Source organism: Streptomyces sp. NPDC054813 (assembly GCF_053611365.1).
In genome coordinates, this window is the sequence record NZ_JBSHAF010000001.1 from 610163 (window position 1) to 626469 (window position 16307).

Consider the following 16307-nt stretch of genomic DNA (forward strand, 5'->3'; position numbering starts at 1 on the left):
TCGTCGATGACAGCCCGGGCCGTCGCCGCATCGTCGAACGGATAGACCCGGCTCAAAACGCCCCACCCCACCCCCCCCCCACACTCCCCCGGGGGCTACTGGCCGGTGCCCGTCCGCCGCAGTCGGAGCGTCAGGATCTGGAAGGGCCGCAGTTCCACGGAGACGGTGTCGCCGTCGACGGAGGCGTCCTCCAGAGGCCGCTCCAGCAGGTCGGTCACCTGGGCGCCCGCGAGCGGGAAGCCGGTGCGCAGGACGCCCTGGGCGCGGCCGCCGCGGGACTCGTAGAGCCGGACCACTACATCGCCGGAGGCGTCGTCGGCGAGCTTGACCGCCTCGATCGTCACCCCGTCGCCGGAGACGGAGACGACCGGCTCCGGCGCACCCGCCGCGTCGGCCACCCGGAGCGGGAGGTTGAGGGCGTAGCCCTCGGCGACCGCGTCCCCGATGCTCGCGCCGGGAAGCAGGGAGTAGGTGATGCGGTGCCGGCCCTGGTCGGCGCCCGGGTCCGGGACGCGCGGGGCGCGGACCAGGGAGAGGCGGACCGTGGTGGTCGTACCTCCGTCCTCGCGGACCGTGCGGGAGACGTCGTGGCCGTAGGTCGAGTCGTTGATGACCGCGACGCCGTAGCCGGGCTCCGCGAGGTGCACCCAGCGGTGGCCGGAGACCTCGAAGCGGGCCGCCTCCCAGGTGGTGTTGGTGTGCGTGGGCCGCTGGACGTGGCCGAACTGGATCTCCGCGGAGGAGTGCGCGGCACGGATGTCCACCGGGAACCCGGCCTTGAGGAACTTCTCGGCCTCGTGCCAGTCGATGTCCGTCTCGAAGTCGATCCGCGGGCTGCCCGCGCGGACGGTGACCGTCTGGGTGATCTTCGAGCCGTTGCCGAAGGGACGGGTGACACGGATGGCGCCGAGCAACGGGTCCGCGTCGACGACCGTGATCTCCGAGGGGTCCAGCAGGTCCGTGTAGCGGTTCTTGTAGTGCTTGTCGACGTCCCAGGCGTCCCAGTAGTTGGGGAGGTCGGTGTGCAGGCGGAGCAGGTTGCCCTGGCCGGCCAGGACCTCGCGGTTCGCCCGGAGGTCGTACACGGACGACAGGGTGCCGTCCTCGGCGATCTCCACCCGGACGAGTCCGTTGTCGATGATCCGGCCGTCGACCGTCACCGGCTGCGGGGCCTGGGGGGCGCCCGTCAGCGGCGCGCTGCCGCTCGCGGGGACCTCGACGTACACCGGGGTGCCCGCGCTGTCGCGGACGACCTCGGCGCGGTCGTAGGGGCTGGTGTTGAAGACCCGGGCGGTGCCGCCCCCGAGCGCGGTGATCGCCTCGGCGGTGAGCACCTCCAGCTCCTGAGCGACACGCGCGTACTCGGCCTCGGCCTCGCGGTGCACCCAGGCGATCGAGGAGCCCGGCAGGATGTCGTGGAACTGGTGGAGCAGGACCGTCTTCCAGAGCCGGTCGAGCTTCTCGTGCGGGTAGCGGTAGCCGGGCGCGTGCAGTGCGGCCGTCGTCGCCCACAGCTCGGCCTCGCGCAGCTTGTGCTCGCTGCGTCGGTTGCCCTGCTTGGTGCGGGCCTGGGAGGTGTAGGTGGCGCGGTGCAGCTCCAGGTAGAGCTCGCCGACCCAGACCGGCGCGTCCTCGTACTCGGCGCGGGCCTTGGCGAAGAAGGCGTCCGGGTGCTCGACCTCGACGCGCGGGGAGCCCTCCAGGTCCTTGAGACGGCGCGCCCGTTCCATGATCTCGCGGGTGGGGCCGCCACCGCCGTCGCCCCAGCCGAAGGGGGCCAGCGAGCGGGTGGCGCCGCCCTTCTCGGCGTAGTTGCGGACCGCGCGGGACATCTCCTCGCCGCTGAAGCGGGCGTTGTAGGTGTCGACGGGCGGGAAGTGGGTGAAGATGCGGGTGCCGTCGATGCCCTCCCACCAGAAGGTGTGGTGGGGGAACTTGTTGGTCTGGTTCCAGGAGATCTTCTGGGTCAGGAACCACTCGTTGCCGGCGAGCTTGGCGATCTGCGGGTAGGCCGCGTTGTAGCCGAAGGAGTCCGGCAGCCACACCCCCTTGGTCTCGACACCGAAGTGCTCCATGAAGAAGCGCTTGCCGTGGACGAACTGGCGGGCGACCGCCTCGCCGCCCGGCAGGTTGCCGTCGGACTCCACCCACATGCCGCCGACCGGCGCCCACTGGCCCTTCTTGACCGACTCCTGGATCCGGGCCCAGACCTGCGGGTAGTTGTCGCGCACCCACTCGTACTGCTGGGCCTGCGAGCAGGCGAAGACGAACTCCTCGTACTCGTCGGCCAGCGAGGTGACGTTGGAGAAGGTCCGGGAGGTCTTGCGCTTGGTCTCGCGGATCGGCCAGAGCCACGCCGAGTCGATGTGCGCGTGGCCGACGCCGGAGATGCGGTGGGCGCTGGCGTGCGCGGGCTTCGACAGCGCCGGCTTCAGGGCCGCGCGCACAACGGCGGCCGAGCCGGCGATGTCGTCCAGGTCGAGCAGGTCCATCGCGTGGTCGAGGGCGTGCATGATCTCGTGCCGGCGCGGGTCGTGCTCGCCGAGCTCCAGCATCAGCTCGCGCAGCACCTGGACGTCCAGGTCGAGGTGGAAGACCTCCTCGTCCAGGACGGCGATGTCGGCCCGCTTGAAGGTGTAGAGCGGCTTGTCGCCGGCCGTCAGCACGTCGCCGAGGGGGGTCGGCGCGGCGAAGTCGTTGGCCAGGATGTCGGGGTTGGAGGCGGCCTCGACCAGGTAGTCGATGACCTCGCCGCCGGCCGCCGGGTTGGCGATGGCCACGTACTGGTTGAGCGGGTTGACCGCCTTCAGCGGGGTCCCGTCGGCGAGGTGGACCAGGGCCTCGGCCTGGTTGCCGGGCCAGTCGCCCACGAAGCCGAGGTCGATGACGGCCTCGACCCGGCGGCCCGCGAACCCGGCGGGCACCCGGCCGCGCATCCGGAACCAGGTGGTCCCCCACGGCGGGCCCCACGGGGTGTCCATCGCGAACGGCTCGTACGGGGCGGCCGCGGCCTCCTCGAAGGGCACCGGCTCCCCGGGGGCCTGCCAGGCGGACACCTCGAAGGGAACGGCGGCCGCGTGGATCGCGGGCTTGATGCGCTGGTTGTGGAGGCGCTCTACGCGCTCCTCGATCCGGCGGCGTTCGTCGTGCATGGAAGTCTCCAGAAGAGGGATGGAAAGCGCTTTCCGAGCGACTGGCTACTTAAGATACGCGAGGCCGGGGTGGACCTCGGTGTACCCCTCCACCAGCCGCCGGGCCACGTTCACCGAGTCGACCAGCGGGTGCAGCGCGAACGCCTTCACGGCCGTCGTGCGGGAGCCGGACTCGGCGGCGGCCAGCACCTCGCGCTCGACCGCCTTGACCGAGCAGACAAGACCGGTGGCGTGATCAGGAAGCGGATCGACGGCGACCGGGTGGGCGCCGTTGGCGTCGACCAGACAGGGCACCTCGATGACGGCCTCGGCGTCGAGCACCGCGAGGGTGCCGCGGTTGCGGACGTTGAGGATCAGGGTGGTGCGCTCGTCACGGGCGATGGCCCGCATCAGCGCCAGGGCGACCTTCTCGTACCCGCCGGACAGATCGTCGGCGTCACGCTCGCCGGCGCCGGCGGTCTCCCGGTTCTCCGACATGTAGGTCGCCTCGCGCTCGGCGCGGGTGCGGTCCCAGGCCGCCAGGGCCTTGGCCCCGGGGTCCCGGACCTCCTCGTAGAAGTGCGCCTGCTGGTCGCGCAGGAAGGCACCGCGGGTCTTCTCGGCCTGCTGGTAGGCGCGGACGGCCTCGCGGTTGAAGTAGTAGTAGTGCAGGTACTCGTTGGGGATCGCGCCGAGGGACTGGAGCCAGTCGACGCCGAAGAGCTTGCCCTCCTCGAAGGAGCCGAGCAGGCCGGGGTCGGCGAGCAGGCGCGGGAGTTCGTCGCGGCCGGCGACGCGCAGGCCGCGCACCCAGCCGAGGTGGTTGAGGCCGACGTAGTCGATCCAGGCCTCGCGCGGGTTCGCGCCGAGCACTCGGGCGATACGGCGGCCGAGGCCGACCGGCGAGTCGCAGATGCCGATGACGCGGTCGCCGAGGTGGCGGGACATGGCCTCGGTGACCAGTCCGGCGGGGTTGGTGAAGTTGATGACCCAGGCGTCGGGGGCGAGCCGGGCCACCCGGCGGGCGATGTCGACGGCGACGGGGACGGTCCGCAGGCCGTAGGCGATGCCTCCCGCGCCGACCGTCTCCTGGCCGAGGACGCCCTCGGCGAGGGCCACCCGCTCGTCGTCCGCCCTGCCCGCCAGGCCGCCGACGCGGATCGCGGAGAAGACGAAGTCGGCCCCGCGCAGGGCCTCGTCGAGGTCGGTGGTGGCGGTCACGGTGGGCGCGTCGGGGACACCGGCCGCCTGTTCGGCCAGGACCCGGGCGACCGCGGAGAGCCGTCCGGCGTCGAGGTCGTGCAGCACGACCTCGGTGACCCGGCCTTCGCCGCGGTCCGTCAGGAGCGCCCCATACACGAGCGGCACCCGGAATCCGCCGCCGCCCAGAATGGTCAGTTTCACGCTTGAGCCTTTCCTGCCAGGACCACGTCGACACCGGCCTCCTCCAGGGCGGACCGGGTCGCCGGGTCGACCGGCGCGTTGGTCACCACCAGGTCCAGGTCCTCGGGACCGCAGACCTTCGCCATGCCCGTACCCGGGAACTTGGCGGCATCGGCGAGCAGCACCACCTTGTCGCTCGCCTTGATCATCGCCCGCTTGACCGGCACCTCCACGACGGTCGTGTCCATCACCTGCCCGCCGGGGCGCACCCCGCTGGTGCCGAGGAAGAGCCAGTCGGCGTGCAGCTGGCGCAGGTTGTCCTCGGTGAGGAAGCCGACCAGGGAGCGGTACTCGCGGCGGACCATGCCACCGAGCAGCACCAGCTCGATGCCCTCGTCGTCGGCGAGCTCCTCGTAGACCACCAGGTTGCTGGTGATGACGGTGAGCCGGCGGCCGTGCAGCTGGCGGGCCAGCCGGTAGGCGGTGGTGCCGATGTCCAGGAGGACCGACTGGCCGTCCGCGACCAGGGCCGCCGCGCGCGCCGCTATGGCGTCCTTCTCCGCGACCCGCACCTCGGCGACCTCGGCGAAGGGCTGGTCCCCCTCGTCGGCGACGGCACCGCCGTGCACCCGCGTCAGCAGCCCCTCCTCCTCCAGCTTCAGCAGGTCACGCCTGACGGTGGCGGGGCTCACACCCAGTTGCTCGGAGAGATCGGTCACGGCCGCGGGACCGCCCGAGCGCAGGGCCCGCAGGATGAGTTGATGTCGTCGTTCTGCCAGCACGCGACGAACACTACTCGTCATCTTCAATCATTTCTATGCTCAGTTCTGCTCGTGTATTGACCAATCTCGCGTGGCAGCGCACGATTCCGTCATCGAAATTGACGAGTTTTGACGAGAGGGTGGCGTGTGGACGACGACATGCCCGATGTGCTGCTGACCGGGCTGCTCTTCTACGACCTCGTCCTCACGGGGCTCGGGAAGCCGCCGACACCCGGCGAGGAGGTCTGGACGGCCGGCATGGGCTGCGGCCCCGGCGGCATCGCGAACCTCGCGGTGGCGGCGTCCCGCTTCGGCCTGCGCACCTCGCTGGCCACGGTCTTCGGCGACGACTTCTACGGCGCCTACTGCCAGGAGGTCCTCGCCGGGCAGGAAGGCGTCGACCTCTCCCTCTCCCGGATCGCGGACGACTGGCCCACCCCGGTCACCGTCGCCCTCGCCCACGGACAGGACCGGGCCCTGGTCACCCATGGTTCGGAGCCGCCGTACTCGCAGGACGTGCTGATGGGCGACCCGCCCGAGGCCCGCACCGCCCTCGTGCACATCGAGGCCGAACCCCGCGAGTGGATCGCCAAGGCCGCCGCGAACGGCACCCGGATCTACGCCGACGTCGGCTGGGACCCCACCCAGCAGTGGTCCCGCGACCTCCTCGACCAGCTCGCCCTGTGCCACGCCTTCCTCCCCAACGAGACCGAGGCGATGGCCTACACCCGCACCGACAGCGCGGTCGCGGCCCTCGGCACCCTCGCCGAACTGGTCCCGGTGGCCGTGGTGACCCGCGGCGGGGACGGCGCGGTGGCCGTCGACCAGACCACCGGCGAGTTCGCGGAGGTCCCGGCCCTCGCCGTGGACGTCCTCGACGCGACGGGCGCCGGCGACGTCTTCGGGGCGAGCTTCGTCGCCGCCTCGCTCGGCGGCTGGCCGCTGGACGAACGGCTGCGGTTCGCCGTACTCGCCGCCGGTCTCTCCGTCGGCCACCACGGCGGGGCGCTGGCCGCCCCCGGCTGGTACGGCGTCGACCGCTGGTGGCGCTCGCTCACCGACCCGGACCTGAAACGCGCCTACGGCTTCCTCACGGACCGGCTGCCGGCCGACCCCGGCCCGCCCGTCCGCCACGCACCCGTCACACCCCCCGCACGGCAGTACTGAGCCCCCACGCCACCCCCCACGCTCCATGTGAAAGTCCCGAACAGATCCGAAAGATCCGAAAGGCGGTGGGAGCTGTGCGGCTCTCACGTAGAGGCCTGCTGCGCGCGGGCCTGGCCGGTACGGCCGCCACGGCGCTCGGCGGCCTGGCATCCGGCTGTGCCGTTCCGACCGGTTCCACCGGCCGGAACATGGTCCTGTGGTACTGGGACGGCGGCCTCGGCGACACGGTCATCAAGAACGCCAAGGCCCGCTACGACGCGAACGTCGATCTGCAGGCCATCAAGATCGGCGGCTACTACCGGTCGAAGCTGCTCACCACGATGACCGGCCGGGCCCACATCCCGGACATCGCGGGACTCAAGGGCGAGGACATGGCGTCCTACCTGCCCAACGCGAACCAGTTCGTGGACCTGCGCACGCTGGGCGCGGACAAGTACAAGAGCCAGTTCCTGTCCTGGAAGTGGGACCAGGGCATCGCCGACGACGGCACCATGGTCGGCTTCCCGATCGACTGCGGCCCGGTCGCCCACTTCTACCAGTACCAGGTCTTCCGGAAGGCCGGACTGCCCTACGAACCCGACGACGTCTCCACCGAGCTGAACACCTGGGAGAAGTTCTTCGCCGCCGGCGAGCAGCTGAAGAAGCGGCTCCCGGGGACCTGTCTGCTCTCTGACGTCAACGCGGTCTTCGAGAACGTGGTGCAGCAGGGCAGCCAACGGTACGTCGACAAGGACCGGCACTTCATCGGCGACCAGGACCACGTCCGCCGGGCCTGGGCACTGGCCGTGGAGGCGAAGCAGCGGGGGATCGTCTCGGACCTGGTCAGCGGAACGCCCGACCAGCTCTCCGCGCTCCAGGACGGCAAGCTGCCCAGTCAGCTCAACGCCTCCTGGGCCACCAACGACATCAAGACCGGCGTCCCGAAGACCAAGGGCCGCTGGCGGGTGGCCCAGATGCCGGTACGGCCGTCCAACAACGGCGGTTCCTTCCTGTCGATCACCAAGGAGTGCCGCGAGCCCGAGCAGGCGTTCCGGATCATCGCCTGGATGCTGAACGCGGCCAACCAGGCACAGGGCTTCGTGGACGCGGGACTCTTCCCGTCCACCCCCGCGTCGTACGACATGAAGACCCTGCGCGCGCCCGACCCGTTCTTCGGCGGCCAGGTGACGATGGACGTCTTCGGGCCCGCCGCGCAGAAGATCGCGGTCGCCTACAACAGCCCGTTCGACGTGGCGCTCTCGCAGCCCCTCAAGGACGAGATCAAGAACGTCGGCGTCCTCGGCAAGAACCCCGAGCAGGCCTGGAAGGACGCCATGAGCAAGTGCCGGCGCATCGCCAAGCACCTGGGGGTGAGCTACTGATGGCCACCGCACTGGAGAAGCCCCCGGCGACCGTGGAACGGACCACCACGGCCGGTCCCCGTACCGGATTCCGCAAGTACTGGCACCTCTACGCCGCGATCTCCCCCTTCTACCTCCTCTTCCTCTGCTTCGGCCTGATCCCGGTCGGCTTCTCGCTCTACGTCTCCCTGCACCGCTGGGACGGCCTCGGCTCGATGGAGTGGGCCGGCCTGTCGCAGTACCGGTACCTGGTGAGCGACACCGACTTCTGGACCGCGGTCGGGAACACGATCGTCATCTGGGCGCTCGCCACCTTCCCCATGATCTTTCTGGCGATGGTGACGGCCGTGATGCTCAACTCGGCGGTCCGCTTCAAGAACGTCTACCGGTTCGCCTACTTCCTGCCCAACGTCACCTCGGTGGTCGCGATCGCGATCATCTTCGGCTCGGTGTTCTCCACCAACTTCGGCCTGGTGAACGCCTTCCTGCAGGCGGTGGGAGTCGACCAGGTCGCCTGGCTGAACACCCCGTGGGGCATCAAGGTCGCCATCGCCACGCTGATGACCTGGCAGTGGACCGGCTACAACGCGATCATCTTCCTCGCCGGACTGCAGACGATCCCCGGCGAACTGTACGAAGCGGCCCGCATGGACGGCGCCGGGCCGATGCAGACCTTCTTCCGGATCACGCTGCCGATGATGCGGCCGGTGCTGCTGTTCGTGCTCGTCGTGTCGACCGTCACCGGGCTGCAGAGCTTCTCCGAACCACAGGTCCTGCTCCAGACCACCGCCAACGACTCGACGTTCGCGGGCGGTCCGGGCCACGCCGGCCAGACCATGGTCCTCTACTTCTTCCAGCAGACCTTCGACAACAACGACTTCGGCTACGGCGCCGCCGTGGCCTGGGGCATCTTCCTCGTCGTCATCATCTTCTCGATCATCAACTGGCGCCTGGTGCAGCGCCGGGGCGAAGACTAGGGAGGCCGCACACCATGGCATCCATACGCACAACCCGCCCCAGGGCCATCAAGGGCACCCGCGGCCGCGGTATCGCCCTGCACGCCGTCCTGATCGTCGGTCTGCTGCTCTCGGCCTTCCCGTTCTACTGGGCCGTGATCATGTCGACGCACACCTCGTCGGAGATCTTCTCCTACCCGCCGAAGCTGGTGCCCGGCTCGCACTTCCTGGAGAACGCCCGCAGCCTCTTCGACAACATCGAATTCTTCGGGTCGATGTGGAACTCGCTGCTGGTCGCGGGCTCGGTGACCTTCCTGGTCCTGTTCTTCGACTCGCTGGCGGCCTTCGTCTTCGCCAAGTTCGCCTTCCCGGGCAAGAACGTGCTGTTCGCCCTGCTGATGGTCATCTTCATGGTGCCGGCCCAGCTGTCCGCCATCCCGCAGTTCGTGATCATGGCGAAGCTGGGCTGGATCGGCTCGATGACCTCGCTGATCGTGCCGGCGGCGGCCAACGCGTTCGGCATCTTCTGGATGCGCCAGTACATGAAGGGCGCCATCCACGACGAACTCCTCGACGCCTCCCGCATCGACGGGGCCAACTTCCTCCGTCAGTACTGGCACGTGGCCCTCCCGGTGGTCCGGCCGGGCCTCGCCTTCCTCGGCATCTTCACCTTCATGGGCCAGTGGAACGACTACGCCTGGCCCCTGATCGCCCTCACCAACCCGGACAACGTCACCCTCCAGGTCGCGCTGTCCCAGCTCAACGGCACCCACGGCACCACCGACTACGGAATGGTCATGACCGGCGCACTGCTCGCCCTCGTCCCGCTGCTGATCGTGTTCGCGGTCGGCGCCCGTCAGATCATCGGCGACCTGGCCAAGGGAGCCATCAAGTGACGGACCCGCTGGTGGCCGTCCGCCCCTGGGAGGCACCCGAGGTGACCTCCTGGGGGCGGTTGCCGATGAACGCCGTCGACCGCCGTCCGGGGGCGCTGTCCCTGGACGGCGAGTGGCGCTTCCAGCTGCTGCCGGCCCCGGACGCGCCGGTCGAGGAGACATGGTCGACCGCGTACGTCCCCGGTGCGTGGACCCTCCAGGACACGGACGACCTGCCGCAGTACACGAACGTGCGGATGCCGTACCCGGAGTTCCCTCCGTGGTCGCCCGCCGCCAACCCGACCGGTGTGTACGAGCGGCACCTGGTCATCCCCGCCGACTGGGCCGGCCGCCGGATCGTCCTCCAGGTCGGGGCCGCCGAGAGCGTGCTCCTCGTGCACGTGGACGGGCGGCCCGTGGGCATCTCCAAGGACTCCCATCTGGCCGCCGGGTTCGACCTCACCGAGGCCGTACGCCCCGGCGAGCGGTCGGTCCTGCGGCTCACCGTCGTCAAGTGGTCGGACGCCTCGCACATCGAGGACCAGGACCACTGGTGGCACGGCGGGATCACCCGCTCCGTGCTGCTGTACGCGACCGACCCGCTGTATCTCGCGGACGTGACCGTGCGGGCGCGGCGGGACGGCGAGCTGCGGGTGGACTGCGCCGTACGGGACCACGGCGGTGCGCTCCCGGACGGCTGGTACGTCACCGGCGACCTGGACGGTGAACCCCTCGCACAGGACGCCGAGTTCGACCGGCTCAACGCCGAGGACGACCGGGTCTCCGACTTCATGGGCGAGGCCCGCATCCACGCCACCGTGCCTGAGGTGCGCACCTGGAACGCGGAGCAGCCCGAGCTGTACGGGCTGACCGTCCGGCTGCACCGCGCGGACGGCACGGTCGCCGACACGTCGTACCACCGCGTCGGCTTCCGGGACGTCGAGATCGTCGGCCGGGACCTGCTGGTCAACGGCGAGCGGATCTTCGTTCGCGGCGTCAACCGGCACGACTTCCACCCCCTCACCGGGCGCACGGTGTCGTACGACGACATGCGCGCGGACCTGGTGGTGCTGAAGCGGTTCGGCTTCAACGCGATCCGCACCTCGCACTACCCGAACGACCCCGCGCTCTACGACCTCGCCGACGAGCTGGGCTTCTACGTCGTCGACGAGGCCGACATCGAGTCCCACGACCACGCGCACGAGATCGCCGACGACCCGCGCTATCTCAACGCCTTCGTGGACCGGCTCTCGCGCATGGTGCTGCGGGACAAGAACCATCCGTCGGTCATCATCTGGTCGCTGGGCAACGAGTCCGACTACGGGGCGAACCACGACGCGGCGGCGGGCTGGGTGCGGCGGCACGACCCGACCCGGCCGATCCAGTACGAGGGGGCGGCCAAGCGGGGCTGGGCGGACCCGGACGTGGCCTCCGACATCGCGTGCCCGATGTACGCGCCGTTGGAGGACTGCGTGGCGCACGCGCTGTCCGGGGAGCAGACGAAACCGCTGATCCAGTGCGAGTACTCGCACGCCATGGGCAACAGCAACGGCACGCTGGCCGACCACTGGGCTGCCATCGAGTCCACTCCGGGTCTTCAGGGCGGGTTCATCTGGGAGTTCTGGGACCACGGAATTCTCCAGCGGGTGAGCGACGGTAGACCGGTCGGGCGCGCGGGCGCCGGACTGTACGACAACGGTGTCGCCGCGCCCGGCCACCGCTGGGCGTACGGCGGCGACTTCGGCGAGGCCCTGCACGACGGGGCGTTCGTCGCGGACGGCATGGTCTTCCCCGACCGGACCCCCAAGCCCGCGATGTACGAGCACCGGGAGATCGCGGCGCCGGTCCGCATCCGGTGCTTCCGGCACGAGGGCATCGTGCTCGCCAACCACCAGCACTTCCGGGGCTTCGACTGGCTGACGGGCACCTGGGAGCTGGCGCTGGCCGACGGCCGTACCCTGACCGGTCCGGCCGAGCTGCCGGAGCTGTGCCCCGGCGAGACCGTGGCCGTACCGCTGCCCTTCGAGGTGCCGGCGGGCGGCGGGGAGGCATGGCTGACGCTGCGCGTGGTCACGGCCGAGGACCAGGCCTGGGCGCCGGCCGGTACGGAGGTGTGTGCACCGCAGATCCGGCTGCGGGCCCCCGACCCGGTGAAGGCGGCCGTCCCGGGCGGGACGCGGGTCGAGGTGGACGGCGAGGGCCTGCTGCTGCACCCCATGCTGACGGCCGCGCCGACGCTGTCCCTGTGGCGGGCGCCCACCGACAACGACGAACTGGGCGGGATCGCGCCGCGCTGGCGGGCCTGGGGTCTGGACAGCCTGGTGCGCAAGACGGTCTCGGTGCACCGGGAACACGAACGAAGCGGGACGGGGGTCCCCCCGGCCGAAGGCTGGGGGCGGGTGACCGTGCTCGCCGAGTACGCCGGTACGACGGGAGTCGTCCGGCACCGGCAGGAGTTCACCGCGGTCGCGGGCGGCATCCGGGTCGAGGAGTCGGCCGAGCTGCCCGCGGAGTTCGACGACGTGGCCCGGGTCGGCTCGGTCTTCGAGACGGTGGCCGGGCTGGATCTGCTGGAGTGGTTCGGTCAGGGTCCCTGGGAGTCGTACCCGGACCGTGCCGCCGGCGCCCCGGTCGGCCACCACTCGCTCCCCGTGGACGAGCTGTTCACCCCCTATCTGCGGCCCCAGGAGAGCGGTGGCCGCCATGGCGTACGACGGTTCACGCTGTCGGCGCCGGACGCCACCGGACTCGCGGTCGAGCTGGACGAACCCCGCCAGGTATCCGTCACCCGCTACCGCGCCGAGGACCTCACCGCCGTCACCCACCACGACCAACTCGTACCCCGGGCCGGCTGCGTGGTCCACATCGACGCCGCACACCGGGGCCTCGGTACGGCCTCGTGCGGTCCCGACACCTTCCCCTCCTACCTCGTCGCACCGGGCGTCCACCGCTGGAGCTGGACCCTGCGCGTCCTCTGAGATCCCCCCACGCCCTCCGCCGTCACTTCTCGTCATCCACGGAGCACACGTGTGTACGTCGCATGACCACGCCCAGGGCGAGGCCGCACAGGCCGGAGCCGGCAGACGCAACTTCCTGAGGGCCACCGCGCTCCTCGGCGCCGCCGCCACGGCGGGGGTCGCGCTGCCTGCCGTCGCCGAGGCGTCCGCCGGCTCCGGCCGGCGGCCCGATCCGGAGAGCCGTCGCTTCACCCTCGCGGTGATGCCCGACACCCAGTACCTCTTCGACGGGCCGAGCATCAACCCGGCGCCGATCGAGGCGTCCCTGCGGTATCTCCTGGAGCAGGGCGGCGAATCCGACGCGAACATCGTCTTCCTGAGCCATCTGGGCGACCTCACGCAGAACGGCGCCGAGGAGGAGTTCGCGGCGATCAGCAAGGCCTTCGGGCTCCTGGACCGGCGCGGGGTCGGCTACAGCGTGCTGGCCGGCAACCACGACATCAGGTCGTCCACGGACGACCAGCGCGGGGACACGCCGTACCTGGACGCCTTCGGGCCGCAGCGCTTCAAGGGCAAGCCCACGTTCGGCGGGGCCTCTTCGGACGGCTACAACACCTACCACCTGTTCCGGGCGGCCGGGCGCGAGTGGCTGGTGCTGGCGCTGGACTGGCGGCTGTCGGCGAAGGGGTACGCCTGGGCGAAGGACGTCATCGCCCGGCACCCGAAGGCGCCGGTCGTCCTCACCACCCACGAACTGGTCGTGGACGACGACACGTTGTCGGACTACGGGCAGCAGCTGTGGGACCAGCTGGTCAACGAGCACGACCAGATCTTCCTCACCCTGAACGGCCACTTCTGGCCGGCCCGCCGCGCCACCCGCAAGAACGCGGCCGGCAACGACGTGCACCTGCACCTGACGAACTACCAGAACCGCTACTTCGGCGGCGCGGCGATGATCCGTCTCTACCACTTCGACCTGGACCGGAACGTCATCGACGTGGAGACGGTCTCGCCGTGGATCCTCGGCCGGGCCAAGAAAGGCCTCAACGAGCTGGAGCGGCAGGAGATGGAGCTGAGCGGCGACGGCGACCGCTTCTCCGTCGACATCGACTTCGAGGACCGCTTCGCCGGCTTCGCCCCGGTGCCGGCCCGTCCGGCGCGGCCCGCCTCGCAGCTGCTGGTCCGGGGCACGGCCGCCTACTGGCGGTTCGACTCGGCGGTCTCCGGCACGGTCCGTGACCTGTCCGGCCACGGCAACGACCTCACCGTGGTCTCGGTGGGCGGCGGCACCCTCGGCTGGTCGGCGGACCACCACCCGGACCAGCCGGGCCACGGCAGCCTGGAGTTCACCGGCTACAAGTCGCCGCTGCAGGGCGCGTATCTGAGGACGATCGACGGCGCCCCGCTCAACTCGGCGACGTTCGAGGACGGTTACACCATCGAGGCGTTCTACCGGCTGCCCGCCGACTGGGACGCCTCGCACAACGCCTGGTCGGGCCTGGTCAGCCGGACCGGCCGCAACGGCTCGGTCGGCACGGTCACCGACGACCCGGACGAGCCGCTCGCCACCCTGTCCATCTCCGACGGGCCGGGCCCGCAGTGGGCGATGCACCCGCTCAACCAGCAGCAGCTGGTCACCAACTGGGGCGACGAGACCGCCCGCGAGACCTGGTGGCACCTCGCCGTCGTCAACGACGGACGGCACACCACGATGTACGTCCAGGGCTGCCCGGTGGCCCGCAACCCGCACGCCGCCGCGATCGGCATCGCCTCGTCCGGGAAGGCCTGGCTGCTCGGCGGCTACGAGTACGCGGACAGGATCGACCAGATCCTGCACGGCCGCCTCGGCGACGTCCGGATCGTCTCCCGGGCACTGCCCGTCTCCTCCTTCATGACCCACTGAGCCCCGTTACGAGGATCCTCATCATGACCGAGCAGCAGCTGCCCAGCTGGGCCGATCCCGCCGTCTCCCCCGCCGATCTGGACGCCCAGGGCGTGTCCCGACGCGCACTCCTGCGCCGCGCCGGCCTGTTCGGCGCCGCGTTCGCCCTCGGGTCGGCGGCCACCCCCGCGCTGGCCTCCACCGGACGGGGCTTCGGCGGCGACGACCCCCGCCTCGCCTACCTGGTCGGCGACCACCACGTCCACTCCGTGTACAGCCACGACGCGAAGTACACGTTCTCCCAGCAGGCCCAGGCAGCCGCCCGGTTCGGCCTGGACTGGATGGTGTTCAACGAGCACTCCAACTTCGGGCACGCCGAGTACGGCGCGAAGCTGGAGCACGCGGAGATCCTCAGGGCCCGCCGGGAGAACCCGCGCCAGCTGATCTTCCAGGGCCTGGAGTGGTACATCCCGGCCGCCGAGCACGCCACCGTGTTCGCCGCGCCGGGCCGCCACGAGACCGACCTGCTCACGCAGTTCGAATTGGCCTACGACGGCAAGCTGCTCGGCTACGACAAGGGCGGTGCGGCCGACGCGGACACCGCGCGCAACGAGGCGCACGCCGTCAAGGCCATCCGGTGGCTGGCCGAGCAGCGCCGTACGGGCTATGTCGACGACGTCCTCGTCCTCGCCAACCACCCGCTGCGGCTCGGCATCGACTCCCCGTACGAGATGCGCGACTGGCGGGACGCGGCCCCCGAGATCATGATCGGCATGGAGGGCGCGCCCGGCGCCCAGGGTGCCGCGATCCCCGGCTGGCGCGGTGCCACCTCGATCCGCGGCGAGTACGAGAACAAGCCCTCCGCGCAGTCCTGGGCGGGCTACCCGGCGGACGCGTACCTGACGTACGGCGGTTTCGACTGGGCTACGGCGACGGTGGGCGGCCTGTGGGACGCGATGCTGTCGGAGGGTCGTCTGTTCACCATCACCACCAACTCCGACAATCACCGCACGGTCTTCGACACCTGGAAGAACGGCGACTGGCTGCCGGGACAGAACTTCGACAACACCGGCAGGCTGCCCGACCCGGTGAACACCGACACCCCGCAGCCCGGCAGCGACTTCTGGCCCGGCGAGTTCAGCCGCACTCACGTCGGCGTCACCCGCTACGGCTACCGCGCGGTGATGGCGGGCCTGCGGGCGGGCCGGGTGTGGCTGGACCACGGGCATCTGCTGGACGGCCTGGACGTCCGCCTGAAGCGGGACTGCGACCACGGCCACGGCGTCACCCTGGGCGGCCGGCTGCGGGTCCGCAGGGGCGAGCGGATCACCCTGACCGTGACGGTGACGACGGCGTCCCGGGTCAACGCCCAGGGAATCCTGCCCCGGTTGGCGCAGGTGGACGTGATCCGGGGCGCGGTGCGCGGTCCGGTCGCCGACCGCGACACCTGGCAGGCACCCGACACCAGGGTCGTCCAGACGAAGGACGTGTCCGGCCGCAAGGGCACGTACACCCTGCGCATCCCGCTCACCGCGGGCGACGAGTCCTTCTACGTCCGGCTGCGGGGCAGCGACGGCAACCGGAACGGCACCGGCTACCTGGGCGCGTCCGTCGATCCGCACGGCCCGATCACCCACGAGCCGGGCAACGGCGACCCGTGGGCGGACACGTGGTTCTACTCGAACCCGATCTTCGTGGACGTGGTGGGCTGAGCCGAGCGCCCCGTAGGGGCGCGGGGGGGGGGGGGGCCCCCCCCCCCCCGCCCCCCCCGGGCCCCCCCCCCCCCCCCCGCGGGCGGGGGGCGGGGGGTGGCCACACGCGTTATGAGCGCGCCATAAGAGGGCGCCGCGGGGCG

10 protein-coding genes are annotated in these 16307 nt (G+C 70.9%); 7 read left to right on the forward strand and 3 right to left on the reverse strand.

Annotated features, from left to right (window positions below):
• Positions 1 to 95: 95 nt before the first annotated feature.
• Genes ACWGJB_RS02665 through ACWGJB_RS02675 form a run of 3 tightly spaced genes read right to left on the reverse strand, consistent with a single transcriptional unit; the run spans position 96 to position 5296 of the window.
• Entirely contained in the window at positions 96 to 3152 is a 3057-nt protein-coding gene (locus tag ACWGJB_RS02665) for an alpha-mannosidase (RefSeq protein WP_453378448.1), read from the reverse strand.
• A gap of 45 nt (positions 3153 to 3197) precedes the next feature.
• Positions 3198 to 4535 carry a 6-phospho-beta-glucosidase gene (locus tag ACWGJB_RS02670; RefSeq protein ID WP_453378449.1) on the reverse strand — a complete coding sequence of 446 codons (1338 nt, stop codon included), beginning with the start codon at positions 4533 to 4535 and terminating at the stop codon, positions 3198 to 3200.
• Positions 4532 to 5296, reverse strand: a complete 765-nt coding sequence (locus ACWGJB_RS02675; protein WP_450764644.1) for a DeoR/GlpR family DNA-binding transcription regulator — start codon at positions 5294 to 5296, stop codon at positions 4532 to 4534. Before ACWGJB_RS02675 ends, ACWGJB_RS02670 begins: the two co-directional genes overlap by 4 nt.
• A gap of 126 nt (positions 5297 to 5422) precedes the next feature.
• On the opposite strand from ACWGJB_RS02675, the gene ACWGJB_RS02680 reads away from it, so the two are divergent.
• From ACWGJB_RS02680 to ACWGJB_RS02710, 7 genes are all read left to right on the forward strand, one after another.
• Positions 5423 to 6442 carry a carbohydrate kinase family protein gene (locus tag ACWGJB_RS02680; RefSeq protein WP_453378450.1) on the forward strand — a complete coding sequence of 340 codons (1020 nt, stop codon included), beginning with the start codon at positions 5423 to 5425 and terminating at the stop codon, positions 6440 to 6442.
• A gap of 74 nt (positions 6443 to 6516) precedes the next feature.
• On the forward strand, positions 6517 to 7803 hold the full coding sequence (locus tag ACWGJB_RS02685; protein ID WP_453378451.1) for an ABC transporter substrate-binding protein: 1287 nt from the start codon (positions 6517 to 6519) through the stop codon (positions 7801 to 7803).
• On the forward strand, positions 7803 to 8759 hold the full coding sequence (locus tag ACWGJB_RS02690; protein WP_453378452.1) for a carbohydrate ABC transporter permease: 957 nt from the start codon (positions 7803 to 7805) through the stop codon (positions 8757 to 8759). Before ACWGJB_RS02685 ends, ACWGJB_RS02690 begins: the two co-directional genes overlap by 1 nt.
• Before the next feature lie 14 nt (positions 8760 to 8773).
• Positions 8774 to 9634 carry a carbohydrate ABC transporter permease gene (locus tag ACWGJB_RS02695; protein ID WP_453378453.1) on the forward strand — a complete coding sequence of 287 codons (861 nt, stop codon included), beginning with the start codon at positions 8774 to 8776 and terminating at the stop codon, positions 9632 to 9634.
• Positions 9631 to 12591 (forward strand): glycoside hydrolase family 2 TIM barrel-domain containing protein, encoded by a 2961-nt coding sequence (locus ACWGJB_RS02700; protein ID WP_453378454.1) that lies wholly within the window; start codon positions 9631 to 9633, stop codon positions 12589 to 12591. Before ACWGJB_RS02695 ends, ACWGJB_RS02700 begins: the two co-directional genes overlap by 4 nt.
• A gap of 49 nt (positions 12592 to 12640) precedes the next feature.
• Entirely contained in the window at positions 12641 to 14473 is a 1833-nt protein-coding gene (locus ACWGJB_RS02705) for a LamG-like jellyroll fold domain-containing protein (RefSeq protein ID WP_453378455.1), read from the forward strand.
• 23 nt (positions 14474 to 14496) lie between these two features.
• The gene (locus ACWGJB_RS02710) at positions 14497 to 16164 is read left to right on the forward strand and encodes a histidinol-phosphatase (RefSeq protein WP_453378456.1); all 1668 of its coding nucleotides are present in this window, start codon (positions 14497 to 14499) and stop codon (positions 16162 to 16164) included.
• Positions 16165 to 16307: the final 143 nt, after the last annotated feature.